At 68.0% G+C, this 17,061-nt stretch carries 13 protein-coding genes; 6 read left to right on the top strand and 7 right to left on the bottom strand.

Going from position 1 to position 17,061, the window contains the following annotated elements:
- Window positions 1-414 precede the first annotated feature (414 nt).
- The 4 genes from C1H66_RS12410 to C1H66_RS12395 are packed head-to-tail and all read right to left on the bottom strand — an operon-like array spanning window position 415 to window position 6,171.
- The gene (locus C1H66_RS12410) at window positions 415-3,261 is read right to left on the bottom strand and encodes an FAD-binding and (Fe-S)-binding domain-containing protein (protein WP_102628198.1); all 2,847 of its coding nucleotides are present in this window, start codon (window positions 3,259-3,261) and stop codon (window positions 415-417) included.
- Window positions 3,258-3,938: a LutC/YkgG family protein gene (locus C1H66_RS12405; protein WP_102628197.1), complete on the bottom strand. Its 681-nt coding sequence runs from the start codon at window positions 3,936-3,938 to the stop codon at window positions 3,258-3,260. Before C1H66_RS12405 ends, C1H66_RS12410 begins: the two co-directional genes overlap by 4 nt.
- Complete coding sequence (locus C1H66_RS12400) at window positions 3,935-5,419, bottom strand: LutB/LldF family L-lactate oxidation iron-sulfur protein (protein ID WP_102628196.1); 1,485 nt, start codon at window positions 5,417-5,419, stop codon at window positions 3,935-3,937. The genes C1H66_RS12405 and C1H66_RS12400 overlap by 4 nt, the downstream gene beginning before the upstream one ends.
- A complete protein-coding gene (locus C1H66_RS12395; RefSeq protein ID WP_102628195.1) occupies window positions 5,416-6,171 on the bottom strand; it encodes a (Fe-S)-binding protein in 756 nt (251 codons plus the stop codon). The genes C1H66_RS12400 and C1H66_RS12395 overlap by 4 nt, the downstream gene beginning before the upstream one ends.
- Before the next feature lie 325 nt (window positions 6,172-6,496).
- Between C1H66_RS12395 and C1H66_RS12390 the strand changes: the two genes are divergently transcribed.
- From C1H66_RS12390 to C1H66_RS12380, 3 genes are read left to right on the top strand one after another with little or no spacing between them, the layout of a single operon-like run.
- Window positions 6,497-7,282, top strand: coding sequence for a GntR family transcriptional regulator (locus C1H66_RS12390; RefSeq protein WP_102628194.1), 786 nt, complete (start codon window positions 6,497-6,499; stop codon window positions 7,280-7,282).
- On the top strand, window positions 7,279-9,204 hold the full coding sequence (locus C1H66_RS12385) for a sensor histidine kinase (RefSeq protein WP_102628193.1): 1,926 nt from the start codon (window positions 7,279-7,281) through the stop codon (window positions 9,202-9,204). Before C1H66_RS12390 ends, C1H66_RS12385 begins: the two co-directional genes overlap by 4 nt.
- Window positions 9,197-10,579: a sigma-54-dependent transcriptional regulator gene (locus tag C1H66_RS12380; protein WP_102628192.1), complete on the top strand. Its 1,383-nt coding sequence runs from the start codon at window positions 9,197-9,199 to the stop codon at window positions 10,577-10,579. The genes C1H66_RS12385 and C1H66_RS12380 overlap by 8 nt, the downstream gene beginning before the upstream one ends.
- On the opposite strand, the gene C1H66_RS12375 is transcribed toward C1H66_RS12380, so the two are convergent.
- The 3 genes from C1H66_RS12375 to C1H66_RS12365 all read right to left on the bottom strand — a co-directional run bounded on the left by C1H66_RS12375 (window position 10,555) and on the right by C1H66_RS12365 (window position 13,242).
- A complete protein-coding gene (locus tag C1H66_RS12375; protein WP_102628191.1) occupies window positions 10,555-11,226 on the bottom strand; it encodes a metal-dependent hydrolase in 672 nt (223 codons plus the stop codon). The two genes, C1H66_RS12380 and C1H66_RS12375, sit on opposite strands and share 25 nt — an antisense overlap.
- Window positions 11,227-11,314: 88 nt before the next feature.
- Window positions 11,315-11,872: a gamma carbonic anhydrase family protein gene (locus C1H66_RS12370; protein WP_102628190.1), complete on the bottom strand. Its 558-nt coding sequence runs from the start codon at window positions 11,870-11,872 to the stop codon at window positions 11,315-11,317.
- A 29-nt stretch (window positions 11,873-11,901) separates the two neighbouring features.
- On the bottom strand, window positions 11,902-13,242 hold the full coding sequence (locus C1H66_RS12365; protein ID WP_102628189.1) for a sodium-dependent transporter: 1,341 nt from the start codon (window positions 13,240-13,242) through the stop codon (window positions 11,902-11,904).
- 155 nt (window positions 13,243-13,397) lie between these two features.
- Here C1H66_RS12365 and prlC point away from each other — a divergent pair, with 155 nt between their 5' ends.
- The 3 genes from prlC (at window position 13,398) to C1H66_RS12350 (ending at window position 17,007) form a co-directional block, all read left to right on the top strand.
- Entirely contained in the window at window positions 13,398-15,452 is a 2,055-nt protein-coding gene (prlC, locus tag C1H66_RS12360) for an oligopeptidase A (RefSeq protein WP_102628188.1), read from the top strand.
- Window positions 15,453-15,517: 65 nt separating this feature from the next.
- On the top strand, window positions 15,518-15,763 hold the full coding sequence (locus C1H66_RS12355; protein ID WP_102628187.1) for a YheV family putative zinc ribbon protein: 246 nt from the start codon (window positions 15,518-15,520) through the stop codon (window positions 15,761-15,763).
- Between the two features lie 272 nt (window positions 15,764-16,035).
- A complete protein-coding gene (locus C1H66_RS12350) occupies window positions 16,036-17,007 on the top strand; it encodes a TAXI family TRAP transporter solute-binding subunit (RefSeq protein ID WP_102628186.1) in 972 nt (323 codons plus the stop codon).
- Window positions 17,008-17,061: the final 54 nt, after the last annotated feature.

The raw sequence follows: 17,061 nt of genomic DNA, 5'->3' as shown, positions 1-17,061 counted from the left end.
GTGGCCCAGCGCCCGGCGAGGAAGGCGTATTCTACTGATTCGCCGCGGCGTGTCAAGCGCTGGTCGGCGATGCACTGCCTCCCGTCTTGCTGACCGCCTCATCCTGCCCATGGCAGCAATGACTGGCGAATAGAGCCCTCAGCGGGCCCTCTAGCGAGTGGGGCGCATTCTAGCGAATCCGCCGTGACTGTCAAGCGAGGAAATCTTCGAAAACCTCAAACAGAACAACCACTTCTACCACTCATCACCGCCTGCAACGTTGCCCGTCGCCGGCAGCGGATGCGTACTTTACGGATTTCCCCGGGCCTCGACAAGACCCACCTGTAAAAAAATTCCAAGGCGATGACAGGGCCGCGCGAGACAGCTGTCCACAGGCGGTCGGAAACGCCCGCCTGTGGACGATCGGGCGGCTCGTCATCTGCCCTGACTCGCCCGGTCGAGCAGCGACAGGATCGAGCGATAGGGAATCCCGCCATGCTGACTCAGACCGATCTCGCAGGTACGCGAGTTGGAGTAGCCGGCGCTGCATCCCGCCACCTGTTCGGCCAGGCCCTCGAGCGCCGACGCATTGAGTTCGGGCGTATTGAACCCCTTGTCGCCGGCGAAGCCACAGCAGGTGATCTCCGCCGGCACCACCACGTCGCGTGCGCAGGCCTTCGCCAGGGCCACGAAGCGGTCGGCCAGCCCCATGCGCGTACTGGAGCAGGTCACGTGGACCGCGATGCGTTCGTCGAGCGGCGTGATCGACAACCGGGGCAGCAGGTGATCGTGGGCAAAGGCCACCGGCTCCATCAGCGTGAGCCGTTCGTCCAGATGCTCCTGCATCTGCAGGGTACAGGGACTCGTGTCGCTGAGCACCGGATAGCGGCCGTTCTGGCTGGCCACCAGCAGCTCCCGGTTGAGCTCTCGCGCCTTGTGCCTGGCCTCGTCGAACTGCCCCTTGGACTGGAAGGCCATGCCACAGCAGAGGTGGCCGATCATTTCCGGCAGGATCACTTCATACCCCGCCTTGTCGAGCAACGACAGGGTGATCTCCATCACCGAGCGCGACTCCCCCCGATCGTGGTGATCGGCGCCGAACACCCGGGTCGCACAGGACGGCAGGTAGACCACCTTGTCCCTGGCGACACCGCCAGTGGCCGAGCGCCTGAGCACCCGAATCGGTGCCGCCCTGGGCAGCGCAGGCGTCCACTGGGGCAGCCGGCCACGGCTCAGCCGACGCGCTCCCCCACTCGCGCGGCTCGTCAGGCGATCCCCGAACACCAGGCGGGCGGCACCGGCGATATTGAGGGCGCCCCGCGCCATGCGCGTGACCCCGGAGAAGTGCCGGCCGACCCGCCGGGCCACGTCGGCCTTGCCGGCATGGCGCTCGCGACGCATCTCCCGCACCAGGTCGCCGGTATTGATGCCTACCGGGCACTGGGTGGCGCAGAGGCCATCGGCGGCGCAGGTCTCGTCGCCGGCGTAGCGATAATCCCGTCGCAGAGTGTCCAGGCGTGCCGCCTCTTGGCTGGAAAGCGCCTCCCCCATGGCCTCGAGTCGCGCCATCTCCCGGGCGATGACGATGCGCTGCCGCGGCGTGAGCGTCAGATCCCGGGAGGGGCAGACATGTTCGCAGAAGCCACACTCGATGCACTTGTCGACGATGGGATCGGCCGCCGGCAGCGGCTTGAGGTTCTCGAGGTGCAGGGTCGGGTTGCGGCTGAGGATCACCTCCGGATTGAGCAGGTTCCCGGGATCGAACAGCGCCTTGATCCGCCACATCAGGTCGTAGGCCTCAGGCCCCCACTCCAGTTCGACATAGGGCGCCATGTTGCGCCCGGTACCGTGCTCGGCCTTGAGCGACCCGCCGTACTCGACACCCACCAGTTGGGCCACCTCGTCCATCAGCGCCTGATAACGCTTCACCTCGCCGGGCTTCTCGAATCCCTGGGGGAAGACGAAGTGCAGGTTGCCCTCCAACGCATGGCCGAAGAGGATCGCCTCATGGTAGCCGTGTCGATGGAAGGTCTCGGTCAGCGCCAGCACGCCTGCGTCGAGACGCTCGACGGGAAAGGCGACATCCTCGATGATCACCGTGGTGCCGGTCTCGCGCACCGCCCCCACCGCCGGGAAGAGCCCCTTGCGGATCTTCCAGTAGCGCGCATAGGCATCGGCGTCGCGGGTGAAGGCGACCGGTTCCAGGGTCTGAATGCCCTCCAGGGTCGCCTGCACCGCCTGCATGCGGGCCTCGAGCTCGACAGCGTCGTTGCCGCGCACATCGATCAGCAGGGCCGCCGCGCCCTCGGGGAGTGTCTTGAGCACCTCGGGCATGCCCGGCTTGTCCTGCACCGAGCGCAACGCGGCGCGATCCATCAGCTCCACGGCCGAGACCGGCACCTGCTTCAACGCGATGGTTGCCCGACAGGTGGTGGCCATGTCGGGAAAGAAGGTCAGCGCCGCGGCCTTGTACGATTCGTCGACCACGGTGTCGTAGGTGATGGCGCTGATGAAGCCCAGCGTCCCCTCGGAGCCGATCATCAGGTGCTTGAGGATCTCGATGCCGTCGGTGAAGTCCACCAGGCTGTTGAGCGCATAGCCGGTGGTGTTCTTGAGCCGGTACTTGTGGCGGATCTTCTCGGCCAGCGCCGTATTGGCCCGGGTCTCGGCCGAGAGGCTCTCGAGCCCCTCGACCAGGCCGCCGTGGGAGCGGCGGAAGGCGGCCACGCTCTCGCCAACGGCGGTATCCAGCAGGCTGCCATCGGCCAGGATCACGCGAATGTCGCGCACCGTGCGGTAGCTGTTCTGGGCCGTGCCGCAGCACATGCCCGAGGCGTTGTTGGCGGCGATGCCCCCGATCATGCAGCTCGCGATGGAGGCCGGGTCCGGGCCGATCTTGCGCCCGAAGGGGGCAAGCAGGGCGTTGGCCCGGGCACCGATCACCCCGGGTTGCAGGCGGATGCCGCGGCCCTCGTCGAGGATCTCGTGGTCGCGCCAGCCGCGGCCGAGCTGGACCAGCACCGAATCGGTGACCGCCTGGCCGGAGAGCGAGGTGCCGGCGGCGCGAAAGGTCACCGGCAGGCCGCGCGACCGACACTCGGCCAGGGTCAGGCGCAGCTCCTCCTCGTTTTCCGGACGCACCACCAGCCGCGGGATCAGCCGATAGAAGCTGGCGTCGGTGCCGTAGGCCAGGGTCCGCAGCGGATCATCGATCAGCCGCTCGGCGGGAATCGTCCCGGCCAGCGCGGCCTTGAGCTCCTGCCATGGGGTCGGGGCCGTCATGCGTCTGTCCCCGCCGCCCCGCCGGCATGGCGCACCAGCACCACCAGTTCGCGGGGGCCATGCACCCCGTAGGCCAGGGTCTGCTCGATATCGGCGGTCTTGCTGGGGCCGGAGACCAGCAGGGCGTTGGTGGGCATGCCGCTGGCCCAACCGTGACGTTCCACCACATCGAAGAAGGTATCCTCGAGGGTGTCGGCATCCAGCACGGCGATATGGATCGGTGGCACCAGGCTGAGCAGCCGTGGCTCATCGGGGGTGGGCCAGAGCCACAGGCTACCCGTCTCGGCGATGCCGCCACGCGTCGAGGTCAGGCCGGCATCGACGCGCTCGAACTGCTCCTGCTGCCAGGCCTCGATATCGCGATCCGCGTCGACCAGCTCGACAGCGACGTCGGCCAGGGCCTGCCGCGCCTCGGCGGCCACCGGATGCTCGCGCCCCAGCGCCAGGCGCCTCACGCCCTTGGCGGTCAGCACGCCGGCCAGGGCCGTGGTCCAGTCATGCGCAGCGACATGGATCACCTCGCCGTGCACCGAGGTGATCCAGCGCTCGAAACGCGCGAGACGCTCCTCATGGCTCCAGCCGCGGCGGGTCACCACCGCGAAGTCGCTCTCGGGCACCGCCAGGGGGCCGTCCGCCCGCTCGTACAGCCGCTTGAGAATGGCGTCGCGGGCACTCATGGGCGTTTCTCCTCTGCGGCCTTGTCGGCCTGGTGACGCTTGGCCTCGTGCTGTTTCACCAGCGCATGCAGGGTGGTGCCGGCCGGCTTCGGTGCGCTGCGATAGTCGGTCCAGGCGCCCAGTCGCGAGGGCGTCAGCGCCCTGAACTTGCCGGCCATGGAGGTTCCGGCGCGCCAGACTCCCGGGTGGGTGGCCAGCCACTGGAAGCCCTTCCAGGCCGCAGCCTCCTTGCGGGAGCGCTTGACGCCGGCGCCGGGCACGTTGCCACGCCCCTCGCCCACCGACTCGCGGCGCAGGCGCACCAGCAGGTCGGGGATCGGAATCTTCACCGGACACACCTCGCCGCAGGCCCCGCACAGGCTCGAGGCGGTGGGCAGGTCCTTGGTGTCTTCCAGGCCCATCAGGTGTGGCGACAAAATGCTGCCGATGGGGCCGGGGTAGGTGGTGCCATAGGTATGGCCGCCGACCCGAGTATAGACCGGGCAGTGGTTCATGCAGGCGCCGCAGCGGATGCAGCGCAGGGTGTCGAGCAGCTCGTCGTCCTGGTAGATGGCCGAGCGTCCGCTATCGACCAGCACCAGGTGCACCTCCTTCGGCCCATCGTGCTCTTCGGGTTTTCTGGGCCCCGAGATCATATTGAAGTAGGTGGTGACGTGCTGGCCGGTGGCCGAGCGGGTCAGCAGGGCATAGAGCGGCGGCACGTCGCGCAGGTGCTCCACCACCTTCTCGATGCCGGTCACCGCGATGTGCACCGGCGGCACCGTGGTGGTCATGCGGCCATTGCCCTCGTTCTCCACCAGGCACAGGGTACCGGTCTCGGCCACCGCGAAGTTGACGCCCGAGATGCCCACGTCGGCGGCCATGAAGCGCTCGCGCAGCTGGGCGCGGGCGGCGGCGGTCATGGTATCGACATCGCGGGTCCGTTCGATCCCCGTCCGGTCGTGCATGATCTCGGATATCTCATCGGTATTGAGGTGAATCGCCGGCATGATGATATGCGAGGGCGTCTGCTCGTTGAGCTGCACCAGGTACTCGCCGAGATCGGATTCCAGCGCCTCGATGCCGGCTTCCTCCAGCCGGGCATTGAGATGCATCTCCTCGGAGACCATGGACTTGCCCTTGATCACCGCTTTCGCGCCGCGCGCCTCGCACAGCTCGCGGATGATCCGGCACGCCTGGTCACCGTCCTCTGCCCAGTGCACCTGGATGCCGTTGGCCTGGCAGTTGGCCTCGAGCCGCTCGAGGAGACTCGGCAACCTGGCCAGCGCCCGCATACGGATGTTGGCGCCCAGCTCACGCAGGATCTCCAGGTCCCAGTCGCCGAAGCTGTCGCGCCGCTTGGTCATCAGGCCATCCATGGCCTTGCGGAAATTGGCACGGATCTGCGGGTTACCCAGGGCATCATGGGCCTGGCGGTGGAACTCGCGGGGGCTGTAGGTTTGTACGGGATGGGTCTGGACCGAATCGCTTTGTACGCTCATGAGGTCCTCCGCCACAGGTAACTGGCGATATGCTCGCCCTTGACCGGCTTCTTCTGATGCGCGAAGCGCCCGCTGATGTTCATCATGCAGCCGCAGTCGGAGGTAACGAAGCGGCGCGCACCGGTGGCCTCGATGGCCTGGGTCTTGTCCTCGACCATGGCGGCGGAGACCTCCGGATGGCGCACCGCGAAGGTGCCACCGAAGCCGCAGCACTCGGCCGCCCGCGCCTGCTCCACCAGCTCGACCTGGCCGAGCTGGGCCAGCAGCGCCGGACCGGTGTCGGCCAGCCCCATCTCGCGACGGGCGCCGCAGGAGGTATGCATGGCCACCTTCTCGGGCTCGCCACGATCCTCGAGCCTGAGATGACAGACATGCACCAGGAACTCGGTGAGCTCGAAGACCCGATCGGCTACCCCCTTCGCCTGGGCTTCACGCTCGCTGCCGGCGAACAGCTGAGGGTAGTGGGTACGCATCATCCCCCCGCAGGAGCCGGACGGCACCACGATCGGCCAGGGCTCGGGGAAGAGCTCGAGCTGTGCTGCCGCCACCGCCCGGGCCTCCTGCTGGTAGCCCGAGGTATAGGCGGGCTGGCCACAGCAGGTCTGATCCTCGGGGAAGACCACCTCGATGCCCTCCCGCTCCAGAAGGCGAATACCATCCAGCCCCGCTTCGGGGTAGAACAGGTCGATCAGACAGGTGCCGAAGAAGTAGACCTTCTCCGGTTTCGACGGGTAACACTTGACTGGCGTCATCGGCAGGATCCTCGACGATGCCAGGGGCCGTGTCCGGCGAAGGCATCGGGATGGTGGTCGTTCAGACTGGTAAATTGGTAAAACCAATTTACGGCAGCGGTGTTGCCGCACCTTAGGAGGCGCCCCTCACAGTGTCAAACCCCGCCCCGGTTTTTTCTCATCCATCGTTGCTATACTTTGGTAGGGCATCACGAATGACGACAGCAACCCCTTGATCAAGCTGGGAATTCAGGGCCTCCTACTGACCAGGACATCTCGCCGAGATTGGTAATACCAATTAAGTGGCGTTACCATGATGTCCGCTTCATGCTCCCAGGAGGCAACCATGGCCTACCAACCCGTCCGACAGCCCCGCCTCGCCGACGTGATCACCGAACGCCTCGAGGCCCTGATTCTGGAAGGCAGCCTCAAGCCCGGCCAACGCCTTCCCCCCGAGCGAGAGCTGGCGGAGCGTTTCGGCGTCTCGCGTCCCTCGTTGCGCGAGGCGATCCAGAAGCTGGCCGCCCGCGGCCTGCTGTCGAGCCGTCAGGGCGGCGGCACCTTCGTCACCCAGGAGCTCAACAGCAGTTACAGCGATCCGCTGCTGGAGATGCTCGCCCGCCATGGCGAGTTCAACCTGGACCTGCTCGAGTTTCGCGATGCCATGGAAGGCATCTCCGCCTACTATGCCGCCCTGCGCTCCACCCCCACCGACAAGGCGATGCTGATCAATCGCTTCGAGGAGCTCGAGGCCTGTTTCCAGGGCCGTGATCCGATGCTCGAGGCCAAGGCCGACGCCGCCTTCCACATGGCCATCGCCGAGGCCGCCCATAACGTGCTGCTGCTGCACACCATCCGCGGCATCTTCCACCTGCTGGAACGCAGCATCGTCGACAACCTCGCCCACCTGTTCGAGAAGCCCGACTCCCGGCCCCTGCTGATGCAGCAGCACCGGGCCCTGCTCGACGCCATCCTCGAGGGCCGCGCCGAGGACGCCAGGGCCCGGGCCCACGAGCACCTGGTGTTCGTGGAGGAGAACCTGCTGGAACTGGAGCGGGCCGAAACCCGCGCCCAGCGCGCCCTGCGCCGGGCCCAGGGGATGCCCTCCCCGCAGCGGGACCCGGTGAGATGAAGGCCCGCACACGGCCACCGCGACTCTCCCGGGCCTGGCGGCGCCTGCTGATCCTGCTGGTGCCCCTGGGGCTCGCCCTGAGCATGTGGCAGGCCGCCCAGTTGGCCCGCGAGCAGGCCCTGCAGAGCCTGGTCCGCGAAGCAGAGAACGAGCTGCGCCTGTCGGCGGCGGGGCTCGATGGCCACCTCTCACGGCATGATTACCTGCCACGGCTGCTCGCCTCCCGCGAGGAGGTCAAGCGCTTCCTGGCCGGCCACGGCCATCAAGACCCCATACCGCTTAATCGGATGCTGAACCGCTTCCGCGCCGTCGCCGACGTCTCCGACGTCTACCTGCTCGACCGCGACGCCAATACCCTGGCCGCCAGCAACTGGCAGCATCTCAACACCTTCATCGGCCAGAACTATGGCTTCCGCAGCTACTATCAGGATGCCATCGCCGGCCACCGTGGCCGCTTCTTCGGTCTCGGCACCCAGTCCCTGGAGCGTGGCTACTACTTCTCCGCGCCGGTGTGGCTCGACGACACCTCCCCCGACGCCACCCCCGACGGGGTGATGGTGGTCAAGGTGCTGCTCGACGCCGTGGAGGAGAGCTGGGCCGAGCAGGACGCCGAGCTGCTGGTCACCGACGAGGACGACATCATCTTCATGGCCAGCCGCCCGGAGCTGCGCATGGCCGCCCTCCACCCGCTCTCGGACACCGAGCGCCAGGCCCTGCTCGATACCCGCCGCTATGCCGATGAGCCGCTGTCGCCCTCGGGCATCGAGGTCCTCGATTCCCGCGGCGACCAGAGCCGCCTGGTGAGCTTCTCCCGCGGGCCGCTGGACGAAGGCAGTTACCTCAGTCTGTCGCGCCCTCTCGAGGACCTCGGCTGGGAGATGCACATCCTCAAGCCCCTGACCCCGGTGATCCGTGCCCAGTGGCTCTCTGCCCTGCTCGCCGGCGGGCTCTACGGCGTGGTGGTCCTCGGCGGTGGCATCGGCTGGCAGCGCCTGCGCCTGCGTCGCGAGCGGGAGCAGTTCGCCGAACGTGAGCGCCAGACCCTCGCCAACGCCCGGGACCAGCTCGAGCGTAGCGTCGAGCGCCGCACCCGCGACCTGGTCGAGACCAACCGGCGCCTCTCCGACGAGATCGAGGAGCGTCGCCGCGCCGAGGCCAACCTGCGCCAGACCCGTGACGAGCTGATCCAGGCCGCCAAGCTCGCCGTGCTCGGTCAGCTGGCCGCCGGCATCAACCATGAGCTCAACCAGCCGCTGGCGGCGATCCGTGCCTACGCCGAGAACGCCCGCGCCTTCCTCGAGCGCCAGCGTCTCGAGGCGGCGAGCAGCAACCTGGAGCAGATCATCGAGCTGACCGCCCGCATGGCGGAGATCAGCTCCCAGTTGCGACAATTCTCGCGCAAGTGTGGCGACAGCCTGACCGCCGTCTCGGTGCCCTCCTGCTTCGACTACGCCCTGCGGCTCTTCCAGGCCCGGCTGCGCGAGGCCGGGATCGCGGTGGAGCGCCACTGGCCCGAGGGCGACGTCTGGGTGCGGGCCGACCTGGTCCGGCTCGAGCAGGTGCTGGTCAACCTGATCGGCAACGCCCTCCAGGCGATGAGCGAGGCACCCGACCCGCGGCTGACCCTCTCTATCGACCAGGACGCCGAACGCGTCACCATCGGCGTGGCCGACAACGGCCCCGGCATCGCCGACGAGAACCTGGCCCGCATCTTCGAGCCGTTCTTCACCACCAAGTCACCGGGCAGCGGCCTGGGGTTGGGGCTGTCGATCTCCTCGCGCATCATCGACGACCTGGGCGGGCGCCTCAGCGCCGGCAACCGCCCTGGCGGCGGCGCCCAGTTCACCATTATCCTGCCCCGCGACAGGGACGCCCATGGCACCGACCGGACCCACGACCAGGAGAGTTCATCCCATGCATGACCAGGCGGCCACGCCGGTAATGATCATCGATGACGAACCCCATCTGCGCATCACCGCCGGCCAGACCCTGGAGCTGGCCGGCTACGCACCCGTTCCCCATGCCAGCGCCGAGGCGGCGCTGGAACACCTCGCCCCCGACTTTCCCGGCGTGGTGGTCAGCGATATCCGCATGCCCGGCATGGACGGCATGACGCTGCTGCGTGAGGTGCGAAGTCGCGACCCGGACCTGCCGGTGATCCTGATCACCGGCCACGGCGACATCTCCACCGCCGTGGAGGCGATGCGCGACGGTGCCTGGGACTTTCTCGAGAAACCCTTCGCCGGCGAGCGGCTGGTGGAGGTGGTGCGGCGCGGCGTCGAGAAGCGCCGCCTGAGCCTCGAGAACCGCCGCCTCAAGGCCGAACTCGAGGCCCAGCAGAATGCCCCGGGGCCCCGCCTGGTCGGCCGTACCGAGACGATGCAGCGCCTCGCCTCGATGGTCCAGCGCATCAGCCAGGTGGAGACCGACGTGTTGCTGTTCGGCGAGACCGGCGCCGGCAAGGACCTGGTGGCCCGCGCCATCCACGAACGCAGCCGTCGCGGTGGCCGCCCCTTCGTCGCCATCAACTGCGGCGCCGTGCCCGAGAGCATCATCGAGTCGGAGCTGTTCGGCCACGAGAAGGGCGCCTTCACCGGCGCCGTGGAGCGTCGCATCGGCAAGTTCGAGCATGCCGAGGGCGGCACCGTCTTCCTCGACGAGATCGAGTCGATGCCGCTGGCGCTGCAGGTCAAGCTGCTGCGGGTGCTGCAGGAACGCTGTGTCGAGCGCCTCGGCTCCAACGTGCCGGTGCCCCTGGACATCCGCGTGATCGCCGCCACCAAGGTCGACCTCAAGGTCGCCGCCGAGGCGGGACGCTTCCGCGAGGACCTCTACTACCGGCTCAACGTCGTCACCCTGCCGATTCCCGCCCTGCGCGAGCGGCGCGAGGACATCCCGCTGCTGTTCCAGCACTTCGCCGTGGTCGCCGCCAACCGCAGTGAGCTGGAGTGCCCGCCGCTGGACGCCGCCGGCATCTCGGCGCTGCTGGCCCACGACTGGCCGGGCAATGTGCGCGAGCTGCGCAACCTGGCCGAGCGTTATGTGCTGCTCGGGGCCACCTGCGACTATCGCCTCGATGCGCTGCTCGAGGGGGTCGAGAGCGACACCGGCGACATGGCCCTGCCCCAGCAGGTCGAGCTGTTCGAGAAGAGCCTGATCAGCCAGTCGCTGGCCCGTCACCGCGGCCGCATCGGCGAGATCTGCGAGCAGCTCGGGCTACCGCGCAAGACCCTCTACGACAAGCTGAAGAAGTACGGGCTCAAGGCCGAGGACTACCGCCAGAGCGCCGAGCCCTGAGCGAGCAGCTCGCGCAGCGGCGGCCAGGGTGGCAGCCAGGGTATCAGGGCGGCGGCGGACGCCAGCATGAGCACCGAATTGACCGGCTCGCGATAGTCGAACAGCTTGAACGCCGTGCCGAAGGAGCGCTTGAGCCGCGCGCCGGTGAGATCGACGCTGTAGAGCTCGTCGAGCAGCAGGTGGATCAGCGTACCCAGGATCAGCGCCAGCCCCTGGGCCCAGGCCAGCCAGGCGCTCTGCGAGAACCACTGATAGCCGGCCGCCGTGGTCGCCAGCCCGCACAGCAGCGATGCCAGCAGCGAATGCCAGATCCCGCGATGCACGGAGAAGCGCTTGAACACCGCACTCAGCGCATAGCGCACGCCGATATACAGCCCGCCGCAGGCGACGACGATCGCCCCGGGGCTGAGCCGCCCCTGCAACAGCAGTGCGCCACCCACCACCGTCAGCACGGCAAACAGGTTGAAGATCAAGCGGATGGCATGGGAGTTGTCGGCGTCGATATCCGGCAGTATCCCGCCGACGGCGGTCAGCACGGCCAATGAAGCGGCTTCGGTGGCCGACAGCTCGGTGGCCTGCCAGCCAGCGAAACCAAGCAGCGCGCCACCGGCCACGGCGACGCCGAGGTGGGTACGAAAGTCGGCCATGTGTCGAGATCCGTGAAATACTGGATGAAAATCCAGATTATGCGCAACATGGCCTGAAAAAACAAACAGTTGCCAATTAGCGACAGGCTCAGGCGGACAGGTAGTCGTCCTTGAGCCTGACGTAGTTGCCGGCGGTATAGGGGAAGAAGGCGCGCTCCTGCTCCTTGAGCGGGCGCAGCGCCTTGGCCGGGTTGCCGGCATAGACGTGGCCGCTCTCCAGCCGCTTGCCCGGCGTCACCACGGCACCGGCGGCGATGATCACCTCGTCCTCGACCACCGCGCCGTCCATGACGATGGCGCCCATGCCCACCAGGATACGGTTGCCCAGGGTGCAGCCGTGGAGGATCGCCTTGTGGCCGATGGTCACCTCCTCGCCGATGGTCAGCGGAAAGCCATCGGGGTTGAAGTCGCTGGCATGGGTGATATGCAGCACGCTGCCGTCCTGCACGCTGGTGCGCGCGCCGATGCGGATCCGATGCATGTCGCCGCGGATCACCGCCATGGGCCACACCGAGCAGTCGTCGCCCAGCACCACGTCGCCCAGCACCACGCTGGCCGGGTCGATATAGACCCGCTCACCCAGTTGCGGCTCGACGCCCTTCCAGGACCGGATCGCCCCGGCCCGACTCTCGACTGCCTCACTCATCGCTCACCTCCGGTCGTCAGATAGGCGCTTCACCACAGGCCCGCCACCAATACTACCAGCGTCAGGGGAATCGACACCCAGCGCACCAGGACGCGCCAGGCACGGAACCCCGCCGGCCCCGCATCGAGTGCCCGCAGCGCGCTCTGTGCGGGCATCACCCAGGCGGCGAAGATGGCGATCGCGAGTCCGCCGACGGGCAGGAAGATCTCGGTGGGCACCGTGGTCACCAGGTCGAAGAAGTTCATGCCGGCCAGCGGGCGCCACTCGGCCAGGGTCGAGAAGGAGAATACCGAGAGCAGCCCCACCAGCCACACCGCCACGGCGATCACCGCCGTGGCCGGGCCGCGCTTGAGGCCGATGCCCTGCAGGGTGGCGACCATCGGCTCGGCCAGGTTGATCGACGAGGTCCAGGTGGCGAGCAACAGCAGCAGGAAGAAGACGCTCAGCCACAGTGCCCCCCAAGGCAGCTCGGCGAAGGCGATCGGCAGGGTCACGAACATCAGCCCGGGCCCCTCGCCGGGGTCCATGCCCTGGGCGAAGACCACCGAGAAGATCGCGATCCCGGCCAGCAGCGCCACGCCGATGTCCAGCAGGGCGACCGCCCCGGCGGCCCGGGGCAGGCTCTGGTGGTCCGGCATGTAGGCGCCGTAGGCCATCAGGGCGCAGGCCCCCACCGCCAGGGTGAAGAAGGCATGGCCCATAGCGTGCAGCACCACCAGCGGCGTCACCGCCGCGACGTCCGGCATGAACAGCCAGGCCAGCGCCTGGCCGAAGCCGTCGGTGGTGGCGGCATAGCCGGCCAGCATCAGCAGCAGCAGGTAGAGCAGCGGCATCAGCAGGTTGTTGAGTTTCTCCAGCCCCTTGGCGACCCCGGCGGCCACCACCGACATGGTCATGAACAGGAAGAAGGTGTGGTTGAGGGTCATCCGTCCGGGATCGGCGAGAAAGGCCTCGAAACCGGCACCGATCTCGGCCGGGCTGGCGCCGACGAAATTGCCGTTGACCGACGCCACCAGGAACTCGATGGACCAGCCCGACACCACCGAGTAGAACGACAGGATGCAGAACACCGTGAAGGCGCCGAACAGCCCCAGCCAGCGCCAGTGACGACTGCCCCCGGCCAGGGCGGCCAGGTGCCCCAGCGATTGCATCGGGCTTCTGCGTCCGGCCCGGCCGATCATGATCTCGGCCATCATCACCGGCAACCCCAGCAGCAGCACGAAGGTCACGTAGAGCAGCAGGAAGACGGCTCCACCGTTCTCGCCGGCGATGTAGGGGAAGCGCCAGATGTTGCCCAGCCCCACGGCGGCCCCGGTCACGGCCAGAATGAAGGCGCGCCGGGTGGTCCAGCGCTCCAGCGTCTCGTTCATGGTGTCCTCTCCCGCTCCGCGGGCCCGGCAAAGGCAGCAAGACTAGCAGGCCGCTCGAAGGGGGCCAAACGCTTCCCGCCCCCGGGGCGACATTGAAACCCTCGCCCGGCGCCCGCATCTAAGGTCACGATCACTCTCCTGACCCCGAGGTGCGCATGTCCCGCAACCCGCTGCTCGAACCCCATGTCCTGCCCCCCTTCGCCGAGATCCGGCCCGAGCACGTGGTGCCCGCCATCGACGAGCTGCTGGCGGAGAACCGCACCGCCGTCGAGCGGCTCGTCGCCGAGGCCGAGCAGGGCGAGCGCCCGCCCACCTGGGACAGCCTGGCCGCCCCGCTGGAGGCGCTCAACGACCGCCTCTCCCGGGCCTGGTCGCCGGTCTCGCACCTCAACGGCACCATGAACAACGAGGCCCTGCGCCAGGCCTACCAGGCCTGTCTCGCCAAGCTCTCCGACTACAGCACCTGGCTCGGCCAGCACGAGGGGCTGTTCCGTGCCTGGCAGGCGCTGAAGGACGGCCCCGCCTGGGCCGATCTCGACGAGGGACGGCGCCAGGCGGTGGACAACACCCTGCGCGACTTCCGCCTGGCCGGGGTCGACCTGCCGGCAGAGCAGAAGCAGCGTTACGGCGAGATCCGCGCCCGTCTCTCCGAACTCGGCAACGCCTTCTCCAACCATCTGCTCGACGCCACCCAGGCCTGGCACCTCGATCTCGCCGACGACGGCCGCCTGGCCGGCCTGCCCGAGAGCGCCCTGGCCATGCTCAAGGCCAATGCCGAGGCCAAGGGCCTCACGGGTTACCGCATCACCCTGGACTTCCCCAGCTTCTTCCCGGTGATGACCTATGCCGAGGACCGCGAGCTGCGCAGCGAGGTCTATACCGCCTTCGTCACCCGTGCCTCCGACCAGGGGCCCCACGCCGGGCAGTTCGACAACGCCCCGATCATGGAGGAGACCCTGGCGCTGCGCCATGAGCTCGCCGGGCTGCTGGGCTTCGCCACCTACGCCGACTACTCGCTGGCCACCAAGATGGCCGAGACGCCCCGCGAGGTGCTCGGCTTCCTCGAGGACCTGGCCCGACGCGCCGTGCCCCAGGCCCGCGAGGAGTACGCCGAACTCGAGGCCTATGCGCGGGACGAGCTGGGCATGGGCGAGCTGGCCCCCTGGGACGTGGGCTACGCCAGCGAGAAGCTGCGCGAGGCGCGTCACGCCATCTCCCAGGAGCAGCTGCGCCCCTATTTCCCGGCCCCCCGGGTGGTCGACGGCCTGTTCCGGGTGGTCGAACGCCTCTACGGCGTGACCTTCGAGGAGGACACCAGTGCGCCGCGCTATCACCCCGACGTGCGCTACTTCCGCATCATGGAGGACGCGGCCCCCATCGCCGGCTTCTACCTCGACCTCTACGCCCGCGAGGGCAAGCGCGGCGGCGCCTGGATGGACGAGTGCCGGGTGCGCCGCCTGGAACTGGGCGAACTGCAGCTGCCGGTGGCCTACCTGACCTGCAACTTCACTCGCCCGGTGGGCAACCAGCCGGCGCTGCTGACCCACGACGAGGTCACCACCCTGTTCCACGAGTTCGGCCACGGCCTGCATCACATGCTGACCCGACAGACCATCGCCGATATCTCCGGCATCAACGGCGTGGCCTGGGACGCCGTGGAGCTGCCCAGCCAGTTCATGGAGAACTACTGCTGGGAGCGCGAGGGGCTCGACCTGATCGCCGGCCACGTGGAGAGCGGCGAGGGGCTTCCCGCCGAGCTGCTCGAGAAGCTGCAGGCGGCCAAGAACTTCCAGTCGGCCATGGGCATGGTGCGCCAGTTGGAGTTCTCGCTGTTCGACTTCCGCCTGCACCATGAGCTCGCGGCGCCTTCCGCCGCCGAGATCCAGGCACTGCTCGACGCGGTACGCGATGCCGTCGCCGTGGTGCCCCGCTCCGACTTCAACCGCTTCCAGAACGGCTTCGGCCACATCTTCGCCGGGGGCTACGCCGCGGGCTACTACAGTTACAAGTGGGCCGAGGTGCTCTCCGCCGATGCCTGGAGCGCCTTCGAGGAGGCCGGGATCTTCGATCCCGAGACCGGGCGACGCTTCCGCACCGAGATCCTCGAGCGGGGCGGCTCCCGCGATGCCGCCGAGCTGTTCCGCGCCTTCCGTGGCCGCGAACCCAGCGTCGAGCCGCTGCTGCGTCACAGCGGCATTCGTGCCGCCTGACGCCCCGCTCCACCGCCACGGTGCCGCCGGGGACGTCTCCCGGCGGCGCCTCATCAGGAGGCCTCATGGCCGTTCAGAAACGCTTTATCGCCGGTGCCATCTGCCCGCGCTGCGCCGAGATGGACCGCATCCGTGCCTGGGAGCAGAACGGTATCCGCTACCGGGAGTGCGTCAGCTGCGACTTCTTCGAACAGCTACCGATCGAGGACGAGGCACTGCCCGAGCTGGAGACCCGGGTCAGCCGCCCCCGTGACGACCAGACCCGACAAGACTTCCAACCGGTGAAGATCCTCGATCCCAAGGGCCGCTGAGGTGCCCGGCCAGGGAATGGCCCTCGTCCCCCCTGATCGCTGGCTGCACGCCGCGACCCCCCATCCGGCCGCCTGACGACAGACCTGAGGAGTGCCGCATGCCGCCCAGCCCACGCGGCCGTCTCACTCCGACCAAGGCATGGAGGCGTTTCCTCACTCATGGCTATGTTAGTAGAAGACGCTGAAGGCTCAGCCCCACACGGTGCCGACGCGGGCCCCGGTCCTCCCCGGCCAGTTGGACATGAGTGCGACCACCTCAATGGAGTCATGCCATGCACCACACCACTACCAAGCTGCTCGCCGGCCTGCTGTGGGTCGCCGCCACCGCCGCCCTGGCCGACCGCAGCGACTGGCCGTCGGACTTCATCGTGGGCACCGCCAGCCACGACAGCACCTACGACGTCTACGGCTCCGGCTGGGCCAACCTGATCGCCGACGAGCTGGGCCTCTCCGGCAGTGGCGCAGTGACCGGCGGCCCGCTCCAGAACCTGGCGCTGGTCAACGGGGGTGACCTCGCCTTCGGCCTGACCACCCTGGGCCCCGCCGCCGACGCCGTGGCCGGCCAAAGCCCGCTGGCACCAGGCGTACCCATGGACAATGCCTGTGCCCTCTTCCCGATGTACGCGACGCCGTTCTCGATCACCGCGCTGTCGAGCTCCGGCATCACCTCCATCGCCGGAATCCCGGACGGTACCCGCATCGGCTTCGGCCCTTCGGCCTCCACCGCTGACGCCTACTTCTCGGCCATTCTGGAAGCGCTCGGTGTAAGCTTCGAACGCCGCAACGGTAGCTGGAACGAGCTGAGCGCTCAGCTTCAGGAGGGGCAACTGGATGTGATCGCCTTCGCCGCCGACCTCCCGATTCCCGTCGTCAGCCGGCTCGCGGGCCAGACCGACGTGAACATCATCGCCTTCACCGAGGAGGAGCAGGCCCGGGTGCTCGAGACCTTCCCGGTCTCCGAGTACTGGATTCCCGCCAGCGCCGACACCACGCTCGAGGAAGATGTCAGGGCCGTCGCCATGTGGAACTTCGCCATCGCACGTTGTGACCTGCCGGAGGACTTCGTCTACGAAGTGACCAGGGTCACCATGGAAAACAACGACAAGTTGCGCGACGTGCATCACGTCGCCGAGACCACCATTCCGGAAAACATCGTGCACAACGCCGTGCTGCCCTTCCATCCGGGTGCCGCACGCTGGTACACGGAGCATGGCTACGAGATCGATGAGTCACTGATCCGGTAGCTCCGTCCCTCCTGGTCCGGCATGTGCGGATTTCCGCACAACCGTTGACAGGCA

The organism is Halomonas heilongjiangensis (genome assembly GCF_002879645.1).
Classification (GTDB): Bacteria; Pseudomonadota; Gammaproteobacteria; order Pseudomonadales; family Halomonadaceae; genus Halomonas; species Halomonas heilongjiangensis.
The sequence above is the reverse complement of the archived record's forward strand: the minus strand, read 5'-3'. Positions and strand labels throughout refer to the sequence as shown.